Below are 14,841 nucleotides of genomic sequence, written 5' to 3' on the forward strand. Positions count from 1 at the left end.
TTGCGCCGCATCCGCGGCGCCCGTCAGACTCCGAACGCAGAAGCGCCGCTTTGCTCTGGGGGTTGGAGCGACGAGGAGGTAGGCCCTGGTCGGAGCTTTTGGGAGAATGGCGGCAAATTTCGACGCCGCGGTTGCAACCGCCTTTTTCATCGTTTTGAGCAGAAGGATCGCCGACTCCACCGGGCAATGGCTCTGTCGAGCGCCGAAGACGGCCATCGTGGGCCAATCCGATGCGATGGTGAGACGATCTCGCGCATCTTCCTCGGGAGATTTGGAGCCGTTTGGAATCGAAGCGCAGCGTCCTTAAGGAGTTCCCATGCAACCCACTCAGTCTCGCGCCATCGATCGCTTGCTCGGGCGATCCCTAAGGTATGAGCTCGGCTCGTCCTGCCTTCCTACAGCGTCGTGGAGTCCCTGGAGAAGCTGACGCAAGTAGGACTGGTCCTTTTCGCTGCCGAGCTGGGGATTGACGAGTGAGATGCTTTAGGGACAAGGTAACATGCTTACGTGGGACCACCCGCTCGCAAAGCAAAGACGACTCTTCGGAGAGAGGTCTCCCGGGTTCAGCCCGCTCTTCGACTCCAAACGTTATCCGACCATGCCGAATATTCCCTTTTGATCCGATGGTGGCCCTGTCTGAGTGGCAAGAGAAGGTGAGACCTTGCTTCCGTAAGATCTGGAGCGAGCTTTCTGCCCTAGATCCGACCTCGGAGATGCCCTATCTCTATCATTACACCACCGGCGAAAACTTCGTTAAAATCATCGAGAGCGGAGAGCTGTGGGCTACCCAGATCAGTTGCCTCAATGACGCGCAAGAGTGTCAAAGTTACTGCCGGCTCATCCGGGAGGAAACGGACAAGAGGCGATCGGCAGACAATGGCGGCGTCTTGCCGAAAACGATTTTCGAATCCTTATCGGGGATTTCCGAAGGGGTGATTGCAGAAAAACTCCCGATGCTACCCTTGTTCGTCGCCTGTTTTTCGACCGAATCGGACGATTTGAGCCAATGGAGAGCCTATTCGCAGGGTAGGGAGGGCTACGCCATTGGAATCGAAGCCGGGGAGAACATGCCCGTCGGTTGCAGGCTGGTGCGCGTGCAATACGAGCCAGAGGAACAAAGGCGGCTGGTGAAGGGCATCCTCGATGTTGTGGAAAAGTTCGTCGGCGACCAGGACATTTTTCAAGACCTAGAGCGGCTACACCCGAGAATACGCCAAACTTGCAATCGGGATGAGCAGTAGAGGTTCCACGAGGCTCCGTGGGCGGCAGCAGCGCTGCTTGGGGCGGTTAACGAATTTGCTCCCTGTTGTAAACATGAGGCCTATAGCGCAGAAAAGGAGTGGCGCGTGATTTATTCCTCGGATGGTAGGGACCGCGATCGCATGCGCTTCCGCCAGCGTCGAGACTTTCTTGCTCGACAGGTGGCCATTTTCCGATCGGGCAAGCGGGGCAACCTGGATCCTCCGACGTTACCTCTCCGCAAGGTCGTGATCGGTCCCTGCGCTGATCCGGACGTTTCTAAGGCGAGTGTTGAGATGCTGCTTCTAGCTAATGGATATGGAGCGGTTGACGTCGTGGGCTCTCAGATTCCCTTCCGTCCCGTCTAACCGGTTCTACCAGCGATTGGGGTGCAGAAGGCTTGCAGCACCGAAATGGCCCTCTTCCTCTCGCAGCGGGCGGATTTGCGTGACTTGCTCCTGGAAGAGAGCGGCGAAGCAAGGATCGCCGCTCCCCTTGGCGGGTTCGAGATGGTCCGGGATCCTCGAGGATCTTGGCGAGACCGTGCAAATCGAAGAAATCTTTGCCCGCTTGCTGGGCCCGCCGCCGGCAAGCTCTGGCAGGTGGGCTGGTGGGAGGGAGAACGGTTCCATCCCGTGCTACTGCTCGGTTTCGCCATTGGGGAGGTTCGGGCTAGGCGACCGGAGTCGGCTTCTCTTCCTAGACCATCCCATGCAATCCCAGAACTTCCCGCTTCCGGTTGCGCATACCGGTCATTTGGTGCTCGTCCTTGCGCAAGGGCCTTTCCGAGGAAAATACGCTCTTCCCGAGGGAAATCTTCTATTTTCCGGAGTGCCGGCGGAGGGACTCGAACCCACACCCCGTTGCCGAGACCAGATTTTGAGTCTGGCGCGTCTGCCATTCCGCCACGCCGGCTCGTCTTCGCAGAGTCGATCAGGGAAAATCGGCGGCCACGAGAGCTAGGGCATAAGCAAAACGCTTTCCCTCGTCGACGTCAAGGAAGGAGGGGAGGGAAGAGGCGCAAAGAGGTTCCTCTCACTCGCTTTCCCTCTCTCCCCAGGGGCGCCCGTGAGCGACGAGCTTGGACGGAATGTAATGGAAGCCTCTGTGGAAGCCGCCCATCGATTGCAAAGGATCGAAAATTCGGAGATCCGGACCGCTGCCCCGAGGGTTGTAGAAGCCGTGATTGGGCTCGGAACCGACCATGAGCCATCTTCCCCGGCTCGTTCGCCCTAGGTAGATCATCACGTGGGTGATCGGAGGGTCCCGTTCGGGACGGTAGGTGTTTTCCCAAAAGAGGAGGTCGCCTGGACGGAGATGGCGATGGAGATAGGAGAGGCTGGGCCGGCCGTGGGGATCGCACGGAATCGGCCAGAGCAGTCCCAGTTCCTGTAGCCGGCAGTACTGGTCGGAGGCGGTCCGTCCGAGATCTTTACCCGAGAGGCGCAGGCAGAGGTAACGGACCGTATTCGAGCAGTCCATTATCCATGGGTGGCGACTCCCTTCCGGTATCCAGGAGCCGCGGTATCCGATGCGCAGCGCCGCCAACCGGCGGGTCTCCTGGAGGATCTGTTGGGTGATCGAAGAGTCTTCGTGGGCTGCGCGAGCGGCTGGCGTGGGAGCCGGGTATGCCGGAGTGGCAACCATCCCGAAGAGGAAAGGGAGGAGGAGAAGCAGTCGGCAACAGACCATCTGCGTCGGGAACTACCCGAGGGCCGGGCGCTCCAAAAGGAAAAAGCGCTCGTTTCTGCCCTCGGGTAGGGAAGGTAGTGCCGCACTGGCTTCTCGGGGTGTTCGGGATGGGATTTGACAACCGCTAGGCCGGAGATCATAGGAAGGGCGAGCTGTTCTCTGCGGAAGCGGGGCTCCGGCATCGGGGACCGGAAAGGACGGATTCTTCGGATGGGGGATCTGAAACCAACGTTCCGGAACGGCGGTAGGAGGAGCATGAAAACGAAAGTATGGTCGCGGTTTGTGATCTGTAGCGCGTTGTTCGGGCTTGGTTGCGGGGTCTCTGGACGGACCTTCGCCCAGGGGCAGCCGTCGGCTCCGGGCATGGAGCAGAAGGCCGAAGAGCAGGCGAAGAACGAGGAGAAGAAGGTAGAGAAAGAGGAGAAAAAGGAAGAGAAGAAGGCCGAAAACGAGACGAAGAAAGAGGAGAAGAAGTCGAAGAAGCATCTCCACCACAAAGGCAAGAAGGAGAAGAGCGGCCTGAAGAAGATGGAAAAAGACTTGGGCATGTAAGCCCGCCTCTCGGCAGAAAACGCGAAAGAGGCGACCCGAGGGAAGTCTTCCGGCCGGTGGATTTCCCTCGCGGTCAACTCCCCCAGCGCAAAAGGGTGAAGAGGAGGCCGGAAAGCACGATCGAGGCGGGGAGGGTGAGAATCCAGGCTGCCGCAAGATTCCGGACCGTCGCCCATTGAAGACCGGCTCCGTTGGCGGTCATCGTCCCCGCCACTCCGGAGGAGAGGACATGGGTCGTGCTGACGGGCAGCCCGAAGAGATCGGCGAAGCCGATCGTCGTCATCGCCGTGATTTCCGCCGCAGCCCCTTGGGCATAGGTGAGGTGCTCCTTTCCGATCTTCTCCCCCACCGTTATGACGATCCGCTTCCAGCCTACCATCGTGCCTAAGCCGAGGGCGAGGGCGACGGCGACCTTGACCCACGAGGGAATAAACTGGATGGCTCGATCCATTCGCCGGCGATAAGCGGTCAGAGCCTCCCGGTCGCTGGCGCTCAGGGCGATCTGCGGCGATTTCGTGAGCGCCCGCAGCGATTGGTTCAATACGAAAAGCTTGTTCCGGATGTTGGCGACCTGCGTGGCCGGAACTTCCGCAAGCGACTTATACGACTGCAACTGGACGGCGACGTCCTGGAGGAGTCGGCGGATTGCCGGAACGGTCTCGGGCTGGAGCTTGTGGCTCTGGACGAAGGCGGTGGCCAGCGTCGCGGGGTCGGCTTCCGAGATGGCTCCGGGCGGGGCATAGCGATCCAGGACTCGGATGCAGGCGTTGGTCTCGAGGAGCATCTCTCGGGTCTCCCGTTCCGGAATGGCATGGTTGAGGGCGTAGACCGTCGGAACAACCCCGATCAAGATGAGCATGATGAGCCCCATGCCCTTCTGTCCGTCATTGGAGCCGTGGGCGAAGCTGACGCCCGTGCAGGTCAAGAGCAGAAGGAAGCGGATCCAGGGCGGTGGCGGCTTGTCTCCGACCGGAGGCCGGTAGAGCCGGGGATCGCGGACGAGAATTTTAGCCACGATGAGGAGAAGCCAAGCGATGGCGAAGCCGATCACCGGAGAAAAGAGGAGCGCTTTCCCCACGTTGACCGCCTGCGACCAGTCGATTCCGGAAAGGTCCCCTCGACCCGAGGCGAGGCGGCTGGCCAAGCCGACGCCGATCACCGAACCGATCAGGGTGTGGGAGCTCGAGGAGGGAAGACCGAGGTACCAGGTGCCGAGGTTCCAGAGGATTGCCGAGGCCAGAAGGGAGAAGATCATGGCGAATCCGGCCTGGCTGCTCACATGGAGGACGAGATCGGGCGGCAGGAGCGCGATGATGTTGAAGGCGACCACTCCGGAAGAGGCGAGCACTCCGAGGAAGTTCCAGAAGCCCGACCAGAGCACGGCGGCTCCAGGGTGAAGGGTGCGGGTGTAGATGACCGTCGCCACCGCGTTGGCCGTATCGTGAAAGCCGTTGACGAACTCGAAGGCCAAGGCGGTGAAAAGGGCTACCGCGAGCAGAAGGAAGGGGAGGAGGGCGAGCGGGTGGGAATCGCCGAGATCCCGAAAAAAGTGGACCGCCGTGTAGGCGCTTCCGACCAAGACGGCGAGGCCAAATGCGACGAGGGCTCTCTTCCCTCCGGTGGAACTCGGCCGCAGCATGGGTTTGGGAAGGGGGTTATGTTGCGTCGAAATCTGAGCCATTCCTCCCCGGGGATACCGAGCGCTGGCGCGAACTTATCAGGAAGCGTTCCGCGGTCAAGACCGCGCCGCCAACGTCCACTTCACAGTAGCCGAAAGGGCGAGCGAAGCGTAGGAATTTCCGCAGCGCCGTCGATCTTCCTTTGGCTTGCGCTCGCTTCAAAAATCCCGCATGGGCAAAGAAAGGATTTCCTATCGATGAAGGGAGTGATTCTCGAACGCCCCGGTGGTCTGGAAAAGCTGCGGCTGGTGGAGCGCGAGGATCCCGGTCTTCCGGGCCCCGGAGAGATCCGCGTCCGCCTCCGTGCGAGCTCTCTGAACTTTCACGATTATCTCGTGGTCACGGGCAAGCTGCCGACCGAAGAGGGCCGCATCCCGATGTCGGATGGAGCGGGCTTCGTCGAGGAGGTCGGGCAAGGGGTCTCGGAGTTTTCGGCGGGGGATCTTGTCGTCTCCTGCTTCTTCCCGCTCTGGCAGGATGGGGGTCCGACCATGGGAGACTTCGGGCAGGTTCCCGGCGACGGCATCGACGGCTACGCCCGGGAAGCGGTCGTGGCGCCGGCTTCCTGGTTCACCCGCGCCCCCGCCGGCTGGACTCCGAAGGAGGCAGCGACTTTGACGACGGCCGCTCTCACCGCCTGGAGATCCCTGGTGGTCGAGGGCGTTCTCAAGGCGGGCGACACGGTGCTTGTGCTCGGGACCGGCGGCGTTTCGATCTTCGCCCTGCAGATCGCCAAGGCGATGGGGGCGCGCGTGATTGCGACCTCTTCCTCGGAAGCCAAGCTCGAGCGGCTTCTTTCGCTCGGTGCCGATCAAGCGATCAACTATCGGCGGGAGCCGCATTGGTCGAAGGCGGTCCAGCGTTGGACCAAAGGGCGCGGGGTGGATCATGTAGTCGAGGTGGGAGGGCCGGGCACCTTGGATCAGTCGATCCGGGCCTGCCGGGTCGGCGGACAGATCTCCCTGATCGGGGTTCTGAGCGGAATCGCAGGGGAGGTGCGAACCGCCTTGTTGATGCAGCGGCAGATTCGGCTTCAAGGCCTGGTCGTCGGAAGTCGCCGTCATCAGATCGAGATGGTACGGGCCATGGAGGCGACCGGCATTCGGCCGGTGATCGATCGTGCTTTCGATCTAGTCGACATCACCGACGCATTTCGCTACCAGGAGTCCGGGAAGCATTTCGGCAAGATCGCCCTCGAGTTCTAGCCCAGATTTCTCGCCGGCCGGCTTGCCCGCTTCCCACGACCGGGTTTTCCCCCTCGCGGCATCTTCCTCCAGCTCCGGCGAAGAAGGGGTGCCCGCCTCCACTCTTCCCGGGCGCGGGATCTCCTGAAGGAGGGATTTTTGTTGGCGCTCCGTCCTTGCGAGGGGAAGAATTCGGCCGATTCCGAGTCGATGATTCTCGATCTGTATTCCGTCCTCGATCCGATCCTCGCCCGCCTCGTTAGTGGGAATTCCGGTGTTCCCGGCGTCGTCGCGATGGTGACCGATCGCCAGGGCAGCCTCTATGAAGGGGCGGCGGGCAAGCGCCGGCTCGACCGCGAGGAGAAGATGACGGTCGACACCGTTTTCGCCCTCTATTCGACGACGAAGGCATTTACAGCGACCGCCGCCTTACGGCTCGTCGAGCAGGGACTGCTCGACCTCGATCTCCCGGCCGAGCAGTATTGCCCGGAAATCGGGAGGCTGCCGCTGATCGAAGGGTTCGATTGGAGCGGGGAGCCGATCCTCCGCTCTCCGAAGCGAGCCGTCACCACCCGGATGCTGCTCACCCACACCGCTGGATTCGGCTATGAGTTTTTCAACCCGATCTACTTTCGGCTGCACAGAACCAAGGGCCAGCCTGCGACCGTAACCGGCTCGAAGGCGAGCCTGTTGACTCCGCTCCTCTTTGAGCCCGGGGAGAGATGGGAATATGGAACGAGCATGGACTGGTGCGGACAAGTGATTGAGGGAGCCACGGGCCGACGCCTTGGGGAGGTCTTCCAGACGGAGATCTTCGAGCCTCTGGGGATCGAAAGCACCTCTTTTGCGCCGACCGCGCCGATGCGGGAGAAGCTCGCGGCCCTCCACCAGCGGAAGCCGGATGGGTCGCTCCTGCCGACCGATTTTGCGCTCCCGGCCGACCCGGAGGTCCAAATGGGCGGTCACGGCCTCTACGGAACCGTCGGCGACTTCCTCAAGCTCATCCGAATGTGGCTCAACGATGGAATGGGCGATCACGGCCGGCTGCTCCGGCCGGAGACGGTGCGGATGGCCGCAAGCAATCATCTCGGAACGAAAAGGGTCTTTGCCTTCCCCGGCGCGGCTTCGCGCCACCCGCGCTTGGCGGAGCTCCTCCCGGGGCCGTCAAAATCCTGGGGCTTGAGCTTTCTCATCGATGAGGAAGCTCTGTCGACGGGGCGTCCCGCGGGCTCTCTCAGTTGGGCCGGTCTCGCCAACACCTTTTTCTGGATCGATCGCCGCAACGGCCTCGGCGGCTATTGGGCCACCCAGGTCCTGCCCTTCGGCGATCCGGTTACCTCCGGAGGCTACATCGATTTCGAAAGTAGCGTTTACGCGGCCTGGGATCGATCGCGGGGCGGCTAGGACACCTTCGGTGGGAAAGCGGCTTGCTTGCGCAAAGAAGACCGAGGAGACTCGGCCCGACGGGCGGGAGGATCCCGTTTCCCGAGAAGAATTCATGGAGGGATCTCCACTTCCAATGGCAAAGACTTACCGAAAAGGAAAGGAGAACGCTCTCGGTCGATCGGATCGCGCGCCTCTTTCTGTCATTCTGCTCCGATTCGGTGAGGTGGAGGTGCACCTTCTGCGCAAAAAGATCCGGAACATGCATTTGAGGGTCTCGCCGCCCGACGGCAGAGCGAGCCTCTCCGCCCCCGACCGGATGCCGATCGAGGCCGTTCGGGCGTTCGCGGCCTCCAAGCTCGACTGGATTCGGCGAACGCAGGCGGAGGTTCGCGGCCGGGGACCGGGGATCCCCTTTTCCTATCTCGAGGGGGAAAGGCACTTGCTTTGGGGGAGGGGCTATCCGCTTGCGGTCGTCGAGGAGCCGGGTCGCGCCAAGGCGGAGCTTCTAGCCGAGAAGATTCTTCTGCGGGTTCCGCCGGGAGCATCGACCGAAAAAAAGAGCGCCCTACTCGCACTCTGGTACCGCAGCATCCTCCGGCAGGCCGCCTCCGCCTTGATCCCGCAATGGGAGCCGCGCCTGGGGGTTCGGGTGAACGGACTCTGTGTGCAGCGGATGAAGACGCGCTGGGGGAGCTGCAATATCCGATCCCGCCGGATCCGGCTCAACAGCGAGCTTGTGAAGAAGCCGTTCTGCTGTTTCGAGTATGTGGTCGTGCACGAGATGGCGCATCTTCTAGTACGCCTTCACGATGAGCGCTTTCGGGCCCTGCTCGATCGCTTCCTGCCCGACTGGAGGGAGAGGCAGCGGCGGCTTAACGACTTTCCCAGCGATCCAATCGTTTGACTTGGGAAAGCCGGTCCGCCCGGCCGCCAAACGGCCCATGGCAAGCTCAGGGCAAGTCGAAAAGGAGCAGTTCCGCCTTGGAGAGGGCTTGGATCGCGATCTTCCTCGACCAAGGCGGCGCGGCTCTCCTCCAGACGGTTCCCGTTGGCGTGCACAGGACCCTGCGCCACATGAAGCCAGACCTTCCGGCCAACCTCGATCCGTTGTGGCCAAGCCAGCCCCGCCTCGAACAGGCCGGTGAAGAGACGAGCATCCTGGTGGTTTTGGATCGAACCTTCGGCACCATCGGGCGAAACGATCAGGCACACTCTTCCCCGACGTTCTGTTTCCGGGAAGCTGCGCTGCTCGTAGTCGGGCAGGATGCCCGGGTGAGCGAGAAGGATCCAGATTTACAGCAGGTGCAGCGGCTCGCGCGGCCAGGGTGGAACTCGCTATGAGTCCCCCCACGGCCGGCGGTCATCCGCTGGGCCTCCTCGGGCCGGATCCTCCAGCCGTTTTCCGAGCTCTCTCGATGTTCCAAGCCGCCAGACAAGACCCAGGTGAGAATCTCCATGTTGCGATGAGGATGCGTTGGAAATCCCGCTCCGAGCGAGATCCGGTCGTCGTTGATCACCCGCAGAACGGAAAACCCCATCGACGCCGGATCGCGATATCGATCGAAGGAGAAGGTGTGCCGGCTCTCGAGCCAATCGAGTTTGGTCCTTGCGCACTCCGCACTCTTTCTCACGGCCAGCATGGTTCCTTCCAATGCCTCAGCCTTTGAGGCGCTGGGCAATTTCCGCCACATGGCGGCCTTGGAACCGGGCGATCTCCCGCTCGTTTTCCGACGGCTGCCGGGAGCCGTCGACATCCGTCAAGGTCGAGGCGCCGTACGGCGTTCCTCCAGTGATCTCCCTCATGTTGGTCAGGCCCGCGGCGGTGTAGGGGACCCCGACGATGATCATCCCGTGGTGGAGCAGGGTCGTGTGAAAGCTCGTGATCGTCGTCTCCTGGCCTCCATGCTGGCTGGCCGTGCTGGCGAAGACGCTGCCGACCTTGCCCACCAGCGCTCCCCGCGACCAGAGGCCGCCCGTCTGGTCCAAGAAGTTGCGCATCTGGGCCGCCATGTTCCCAAAGCGGGTGGGGGTTCCAAAGAGGATCGCGTCGGCTTCCGGCAGCTCTTCGACGCGCGCGAGCGGGATGTGAGCGAAGCTTTGGCGGGCTGCCCGAGCCCCGCTCTTTTCCAAGACATGATCGGGGATGAGCTCAGCCACCTGCCGGAGGGCCACCTCGGTGCCGGGGATTTCGCGGGCTCCGGCGGCGATCGCTTCGGCCAGTTGATAAACATGCCCATACATGCTGTAAAAGACGACCTGAACCTTCGTTGCCATAGTGGGATTCTCCTTTTTTGTTTTCTTTTCGAGATTGCAAAGCTCTCAGCGATGGGAAGCGGCGGTCTGGGGAGAGCGCCCTTCCTGTAGGGCATGCCCCAGCTTGCGGCAGAGCCTTCCCAACTCCTCCTGCTCTTCCGGACGGAGGGCCCCCATCGCCTCGGTGATTCTCGCCGCGTGGAGGGGAAAGATCCGGCGGATCCAGCGGAGCCCTTTGGGGGTGAGCGAAACGGTCACGCAGCGTCGATCGCTGGGACTCCTCGCGCGGTAGACAAGAGACCGCCGCTCGAGGTTGTCGACCACGACGGTCGTGTTGCCCCCGCTGCGCAGGAGCTTTCGCCCTAACTCCCGCTCCGTGAGCGGGCCGAGGTGGAAGAGCGTTTCCAGGACACCGAACTGCCCCGGAGTTAACCCGACGCGGCCGAGGGGTCCGCGGAGTGCCGCAAGGAGGGTCTCCGAGGCCCGCATCAGCTTGATAAAGGCGTCGAGCGCCCTTACCTCCGGGGCGGGTCCTTTGTGGTGGGTCGGCACGATGATTCCAATTAAAATGATTTCAATTCAAAGTATTGGAGCCGCCGTCCACGTGCAAGACAAAACGGGTTGGAGGGAGGCGACGGCGAGTCGATTGAGGACTTTTGGCGCGGAAGGGAGGCGGCGGGGAGGGCGGAGGAGGTCTTTGCCTCACAAATCCCGGCATCCACAACCAGGGTTCAGGAAGACGGGTGAGGAATTGGAGAGCTCCTTGGGCGGATGCGGGAGCGATATGCCCGGCGAGCGAAAAGAGGAAAGGGTGGATGGTCGGATGGGTACTCTGAGCGCTGGGGCGATTCGCGGAAGCATAGAATCCTGCTTTTGGGAGGGAGAAAGGCGAGCAAGCCCCGAGGAGGGGAAAGGCGCAGGAGCTGCCGATAGGAGGAAGAGCTCCTGGAGGCGCTTGAGGCGATCTCGCTCGTCGGAGAGCGGATGGGGGAGAAGCCGTTTGGCGGCGGCGATGCCGTTTTTACGGGCAGCCGCAGCGAAACGGATGCGGCTGACAGCCGGTCTGGTTGCGACATGCTCCGCCGCAATCGCAGGCACTCTTTTTTGCGGCCAGCCGCGACGCAGTACCGGCCGAGCCTCCCGACACAACGAGAACCAAGGACGAAACGAGCACCCATAGGCAGGCTGCCCATTTCCTTGCTTTCTTTCGTCTATCGCACCAGCGGTGCGGGAGATTCCATGGGGATTTCATGGTACTGCATCCTGTAAGCTCTGTGAGCTTCGTTAGAAACCGCCCCTTTTGGCAGAGACTGGCGAGGCAAGGAAACGGAGATTCGAGGTGGATAATCCAATGTGGGCTTGAGAGTAATTGCATTGAAAGAAATTATGCAAGCGTTTTCGCCGCCCAGTCGCGGACGCGTGGATTGACCCCGACATTTTCACCCCGAAGGGGAGCTATCCAGGAAGGGCGCTTGCGCCCGGACCAGGGCTCCGCCCGGCCCGAGGTTGCACAAGAGATCTCCTTTCCCGAACAGGGTTTCCGCACCACTTTCCCCCAACACAATCGAGGAGTCGTGCCTACTGGAGACCCGGAGGCAGATGTGAATGGGCAGGTTGGCGCGAATCAGTCCGTCGACCACCTTCCTTTCCGGCCGTTGGGTCGCCAGGATGAGATGGATTCCGGCGGCTCGGCCCTTCTGCGCAATGCGGGCGACGATCTGCTCGAACTGCTGCTTCACCATCCGCGATCCCAGCAGCCAATCGGCAAATTCGTCGAAGAAGATCACCCGGTAGGGGATATCGGTCTTCCCCGCGGCCAGCCTTTGCTGGAGACGTTCGAGGCCTTCGTCCGCGAGCACCCCGAAGCGGCGATCCATCTCTTCGGCGGTCTCCTGCAAGGACTGGAGCGCCTGGTCCTGTGCGGTGATCAGCCCTCTTCCCCGCAGTTGCGGGATTTCCTTCCAATCCGCAAAGGTGAGCATCTTGGGGTCGATGAGAACCACTTCGAGTCGCTCCGGAGCCAGCGTGCGGCAGAGGGTTGCAAGAAAGCATTTGAGAAGCATGCTCTTCCCGCTGCCAGAGGTTCCCGCGACAAGGACATGGGGGCCGTTGGGATCGGCCAGGTCAATTGCCAGGACGCGGCCCTCTACGGTCTTTCCAAGGAGGAGAGGCAGCTCCAAAGAGGAAGGCATCTCCTGATAGAGTTGGTGCCAAGGAATCGGGAAAGGATCGGGGTTCGGGAGATCGACCGCGACGGAGCGGGCAACGGGGTGGATGCGCGGTTCGAAATCAAGGCCGAGATAGACTCGGAGAGTGGGACTCAGCTTGATGAGCTGTTCGACCCGCACCCCGGGCGGACAGGAAAGCAGGAAGCGGAGAAGTTGGGGGGCTTTCACGGGTCCGTCGCAGCGCACCTTATAGCCATGGGCAGAGAAGAACTTCTCGAGCTTTCGAGCGGTTGCTTCTTCGAACGGGGGCGGCTCAGCCGGCGGCGGCCCTTCTTGCTCCAGCTCGTCCAGCACCGGACCGACCCGTTCGGCGAAAATCGTCCGAAGCGCACTCTCCGATAGCGTCCGCGTCGTCAGCGACGGGTGGTAATATTCGAGGATTCCGGCGGGGAGAGGGTCGTTGCGGCTGCGGCGCAAGAGCTCCGCGTAGATCGCCAGCTGCAGGAGATCTTTCGGGGAATCCGATGGTTGCGAAAGCTTATAATCAACGATCTGTCGTCCTTCCTTGGGATGGCGGCGCAGCGTGTCCAGCCGTCCTGCGACGAGAACGGAGCGGCCCTTTGCGTTCGCAAAGGCGGCGGAAAGGGGAATCTCCGTTCCTTCAAAGAGCTCCTTCCAATCGGAGATTTTTCCGGATGCAGCGATGCTCCGCAGGTTCCCGTGGAACGCTCGGAGCGCCGATTCGAGGAATTGGGCTTTTTCGGTCGTGCCGCCGCTTTTCCGTTCCGCCATCTCGTTCTGGGCGATCTCCTGTAGGACCGCCCAGTACTCATCCGGAGTTCGGGGCCTTCGATCTTCGCGGAGGAGTCTGCGGAGAAATTCCTCGACGATCTTGTGAAAGGCGGTGCCGAGCTCCACTTGAGGGAAAGGCGGGGAAGGTTCCTTGGAAAGACACCGTTTCACGAGTTCAGTGACGGTGACTGGGATCGGTGGCGGTGGCTTGTCCGGCGGTTTTTCCCCTATGCCCTTGCTGAGTTCCTCGGCCCACGGACGGAGCCGCTCCCGGACGAACGCAAGGGTTTCCTCTCGAGGAAAATCGAGGTCTCCCTCGAGGACTTTCGCATGGAGCTCGTAAAGGGCGGCTAGCGGCTTCCAGCGGGTTTCGTCAAATCCTTCGATGCGCATCGGGCCTTGGCAGCTTCGACCGATCTCCTCTGCCACCTTCCATTTCGGATTTGGAACCAGAGATTGATTCCATGATCGGAAAAATACCGAACGTTGACAGCCCTCCTGCCGCTTCGCTTCCTCTTGCGCTTCCCGGGCGATCGAAACCCATCGCTTCCAGTTAGAACCCGCTTCCCAGCCGAAACCGATCGCCGCACCGTTTTTCTTCCATCGGAGGAGGAGATGCTTCTTCCGTCCGAGATAGGGCTCATCGAGCTCCCAACCGGGAAGAGCATGGGCTCCTTCCCGTAGAAGCCACTGGAGCGCATCTGCATCGAAAGCTGGCGGATCCTTTCCCATTTGCTCGAGGAGCTGCTCGTAGCAACTTGCGAGTGTGACAGATCGTTGTTCCCCCCACTGCCGTTCGGCTTCCTGGAGCAGAACCCGGACTCCGCGCGTTTTTGTACTGGCAAAGAACCGGGAAATCCAGGGGTTCGCCAAGAAGCGTTCCGCTCTCTCGTTGTCGATCCCGGTGCGTCTGAGTCGGCTTTCTAAAAGGATGCGAGCTTGGCTTGCGTCTAGTCCCAAAAGCTGGAGTGCAAAGTCGGGGTAGAGCAATCGATCACGATAGGCGGCTTCGAACTTGGGAAGGATTCGCTTCTCCCATGGCTCCTGATTGGCGGTGATCACAAGCATTTGGTTCGGAGCTTGATCGAGGAGCTCCGCGACGACGTAGCCAAAACGTTCGGCTCGTACTGGGTCGTGCGCGAAAGCTTCCGTCTGGTCGAAGCAAAAAAGGAAAGGACGCGCGAATCGGGCGAGCTGGCAAAAATCGACGATCCGACCCTTGGCGAGCTCGTTGGCCGCCTCCGGAGAGTTTTCCCCGGAAGGGATGTCGTCGCGAGGAACGCCAAGGAAGCTTGCTTCTTCCGGATCGAGGCTCGTCGCGCGCATCCACTCGACGCAGAGGCGACGACGATCGGGATCGTCTTGGTGTGAGAGATAGGCCAGAAGCAGCTTGAGCCAGGAGTGGGGATTCCACACCGAGGTGAAAGTGATCTCTCGGTCCCAAAGGCCCTGTTGTAAGCAGAGGAAGCTCTTAGGTTGTTCTATCCACTCGATCCAAGAAGCGGCATTTGGCCCTTCCCAGAGGGAGAGCGGGTTGGTCCGGAGGAGGGAGCGAAGATCGTCCGCATGCGCTTGCCAACGAACAGGCAGCTCGGAATCGGCGATGAGGCCGCGATCAAAGAGATCGGCGGTCAAATGGCCGATGGTTAGCGCCGCGAGCCGCTCAAGCTGGGTGTGGTTACGGTCAGATCTATGGATGGAGTTGAGGGGATCGAGCCGGACGAGCTCTCGAACGATCCGATCGAGAATCCTCTCCCAGCAGCGGTCGATCGCCTCGAAGGGCCGGAGATATACCCGGATAGCTCTTCCATGGAGTTTTTGGAAGAGCCGACCGATTAAGTGGGATTTGCCGTAGCCCGGCTCAGGGGAGAGGACGACCGGCGCGCGGTCGAGCCG

At 61.4% G+C, this 14,841-nt stretch carries 13 protein-coding genes and 1 tRNA gene; 5 read left to right on the top strand and 9 right to left on the bottom strand.

Annotated features, from left to right (window positions below):
* Window positions 1-216, bottom strand: a 216-nt coding sequence (locus FN369_RS11305) for a hypothetical protein (RefSeq protein ID WP_218580005.1), incomplete at its 3' end; no start/stop codon positions are given.
* A gap of 497 nt (window positions 217-713) precedes the next feature.
* Here FN369_RS11305 and FN369_RS04510 point away from each other — a divergent pair.
* On the top strand, window positions 714-1,241 hold the full coding sequence (locus tag FN369_RS04510; RefSeq protein WP_150003889.1) for a hypothetical protein: 528 nt from the start codon (window positions 714-716) through the stop codon (window positions 1,239-1,241).
* Between the two features lie 830 nt (window positions 1,242-2,071).
* Here FN369_RS04510 and FN369_RS04515 read toward each other — a convergent pair.
* Window positions 2,072-2,154, bottom strand: a tRNA-Leu gene (locus FN369_RS04515).
* Window positions 2,155-2,274: 120 nt separating this feature from the next.
* Window positions 2,275-2,931: an NlpC/P60 family protein gene (locus tag FN369_RS04520; RefSeq protein WP_142525011.1), complete on the bottom strand. Its 657-nt coding sequence runs from the start codon at window positions 2,929-2,931 to the stop codon at window positions 2,275-2,277.
* A 210-nt stretch (window positions 2,932-3,141) separates the two neighbouring features.
* On the opposite strand from FN369_RS04520, the gene FN369_RS04525 reads away from it, so the two are divergent.
* Entirely contained in the window at window positions 3,142-3,483 is a 342-nt protein-coding gene (locus tag FN369_RS04525) for a hypothetical protein (protein ID WP_142525012.1), read from the top strand.
* Window positions 3,484-3,556: 73 nt separating this feature from the next.
* Here the strand turns inward: FN369_RS04525 and FN369_RS04530 are convergent, their stop codons facing one another.
* Entirely contained in the window at window positions 3,557-5,164 is a 1,608-nt protein-coding gene (locus FN369_RS04530; protein ID WP_142525013.1) for an inorganic phosphate transporter, read from the bottom strand.
* Window positions 5,165-5,359: 195 nt separating this feature from the next.
* Between FN369_RS04530 and FN369_RS04535 the strand changes: the two genes are divergently transcribed.
* The 3 genes from FN369_RS04535 (at window position 5,360) to FN369_RS04545 (ending at window position 8,636) form a co-directional block, all read left to right on the top strand.
* Complete coding sequence (locus tag FN369_RS04535; protein WP_142525014.1) at window positions 5,360-6,367, top strand: zinc-dependent alcohol dehydrogenase family protein; 1,008 nt, start codon at window positions 5,360-5,362, stop codon at window positions 6,365-6,367.
* A 189-nt stretch (window positions 6,368-6,556) separates the two neighbouring features.
* Window positions 6,557-7,750 (top strand): methyl acetate hydrolase AcmB, encoded by a 1,194-nt coding sequence (gene acmB, locus FN369_RS04540; RefSeq protein ID WP_142525015.1) that lies wholly within the window; start codon window positions 6,557-6,559, stop codon window positions 7,748-7,750.
* 115 nt (window positions 7,751-7,865) lie between these two features.
* Window positions 7,866-8,636, top strand: a complete 771-nt coding sequence (locus FN369_RS04545) for a M48 family metallopeptidase (RefSeq protein ID WP_142525016.1) — start codon at window positions 7,866-7,868, stop codon at window positions 8,634-8,636.
* On the opposite strand, the gene FN369_RS11470 is transcribed toward FN369_RS04545, so the two are convergent.
* The 5 genes from FN369_RS11470 to FN369_RS04565 form a co-directional block, all read right to left on the bottom strand.
* Complete coding sequence (locus tag FN369_RS11470) at window positions 8,537-8,944, bottom strand: pirin family protein (protein WP_246189549.1); 408 nt, start codon at window positions 8,942-8,944, stop codon at window positions 8,537-8,539. The two genes, FN369_RS04545 and FN369_RS11470, sit on opposite strands and share 100 nt — an antisense overlap.
* Window positions 8,935-9,363, bottom strand: a complete 429-nt coding sequence (locus tag FN369_RS11475; RefSeq protein ID WP_246189550.1) for a pirin family protein — start codon at window positions 9,361-9,363, stop codon at window positions 8,935-8,937. The genes FN369_RS11470 and FN369_RS11475 overlap by 10 nt, the downstream gene beginning before the upstream one ends.
* Window positions 9,364-9,388: 25 nt before the next feature.
* A complete protein-coding gene (wrbA, locus tag FN369_RS04555; RefSeq protein WP_142525017.1) occupies window positions 9,389-10,006 on the bottom strand; it encodes an NAD(P)H:quinone oxidoreductase in 618 nt (205 codons plus the stop codon).
* A 45-nt stretch (window positions 10,007-10,051) separates the two neighbouring features.
* A complete protein-coding gene (locus FN369_RS04560; RefSeq protein ID WP_246189551.1) occupies window positions 10,052-10,537 on the bottom strand; it encodes a MarR family winged helix-turn-helix transcriptional regulator in 486 nt (161 codons plus the stop codon).
* Between the two features lie 887 nt (window positions 10,538-11,424).
* Window positions 11,425-14,841: FtsK/SpoIIIE domain-containing protein (locus FN369_RS04565; RefSeq protein WP_142525018.1), on the bottom strand; the 3,417-nt coding region annotated here is incomplete at its 5' end.

Source organism: Methylacidimicrobium cyclopophantes, assembly GCF_902143385.2.
Lineage (GTDB): Bacteria > Verrucomicrobiota > Verrucomicrobiia > Methylacidiphilales > Methylacidiphilaceae > Methylacidimicrobium > Methylacidimicrobium cyclopophantes.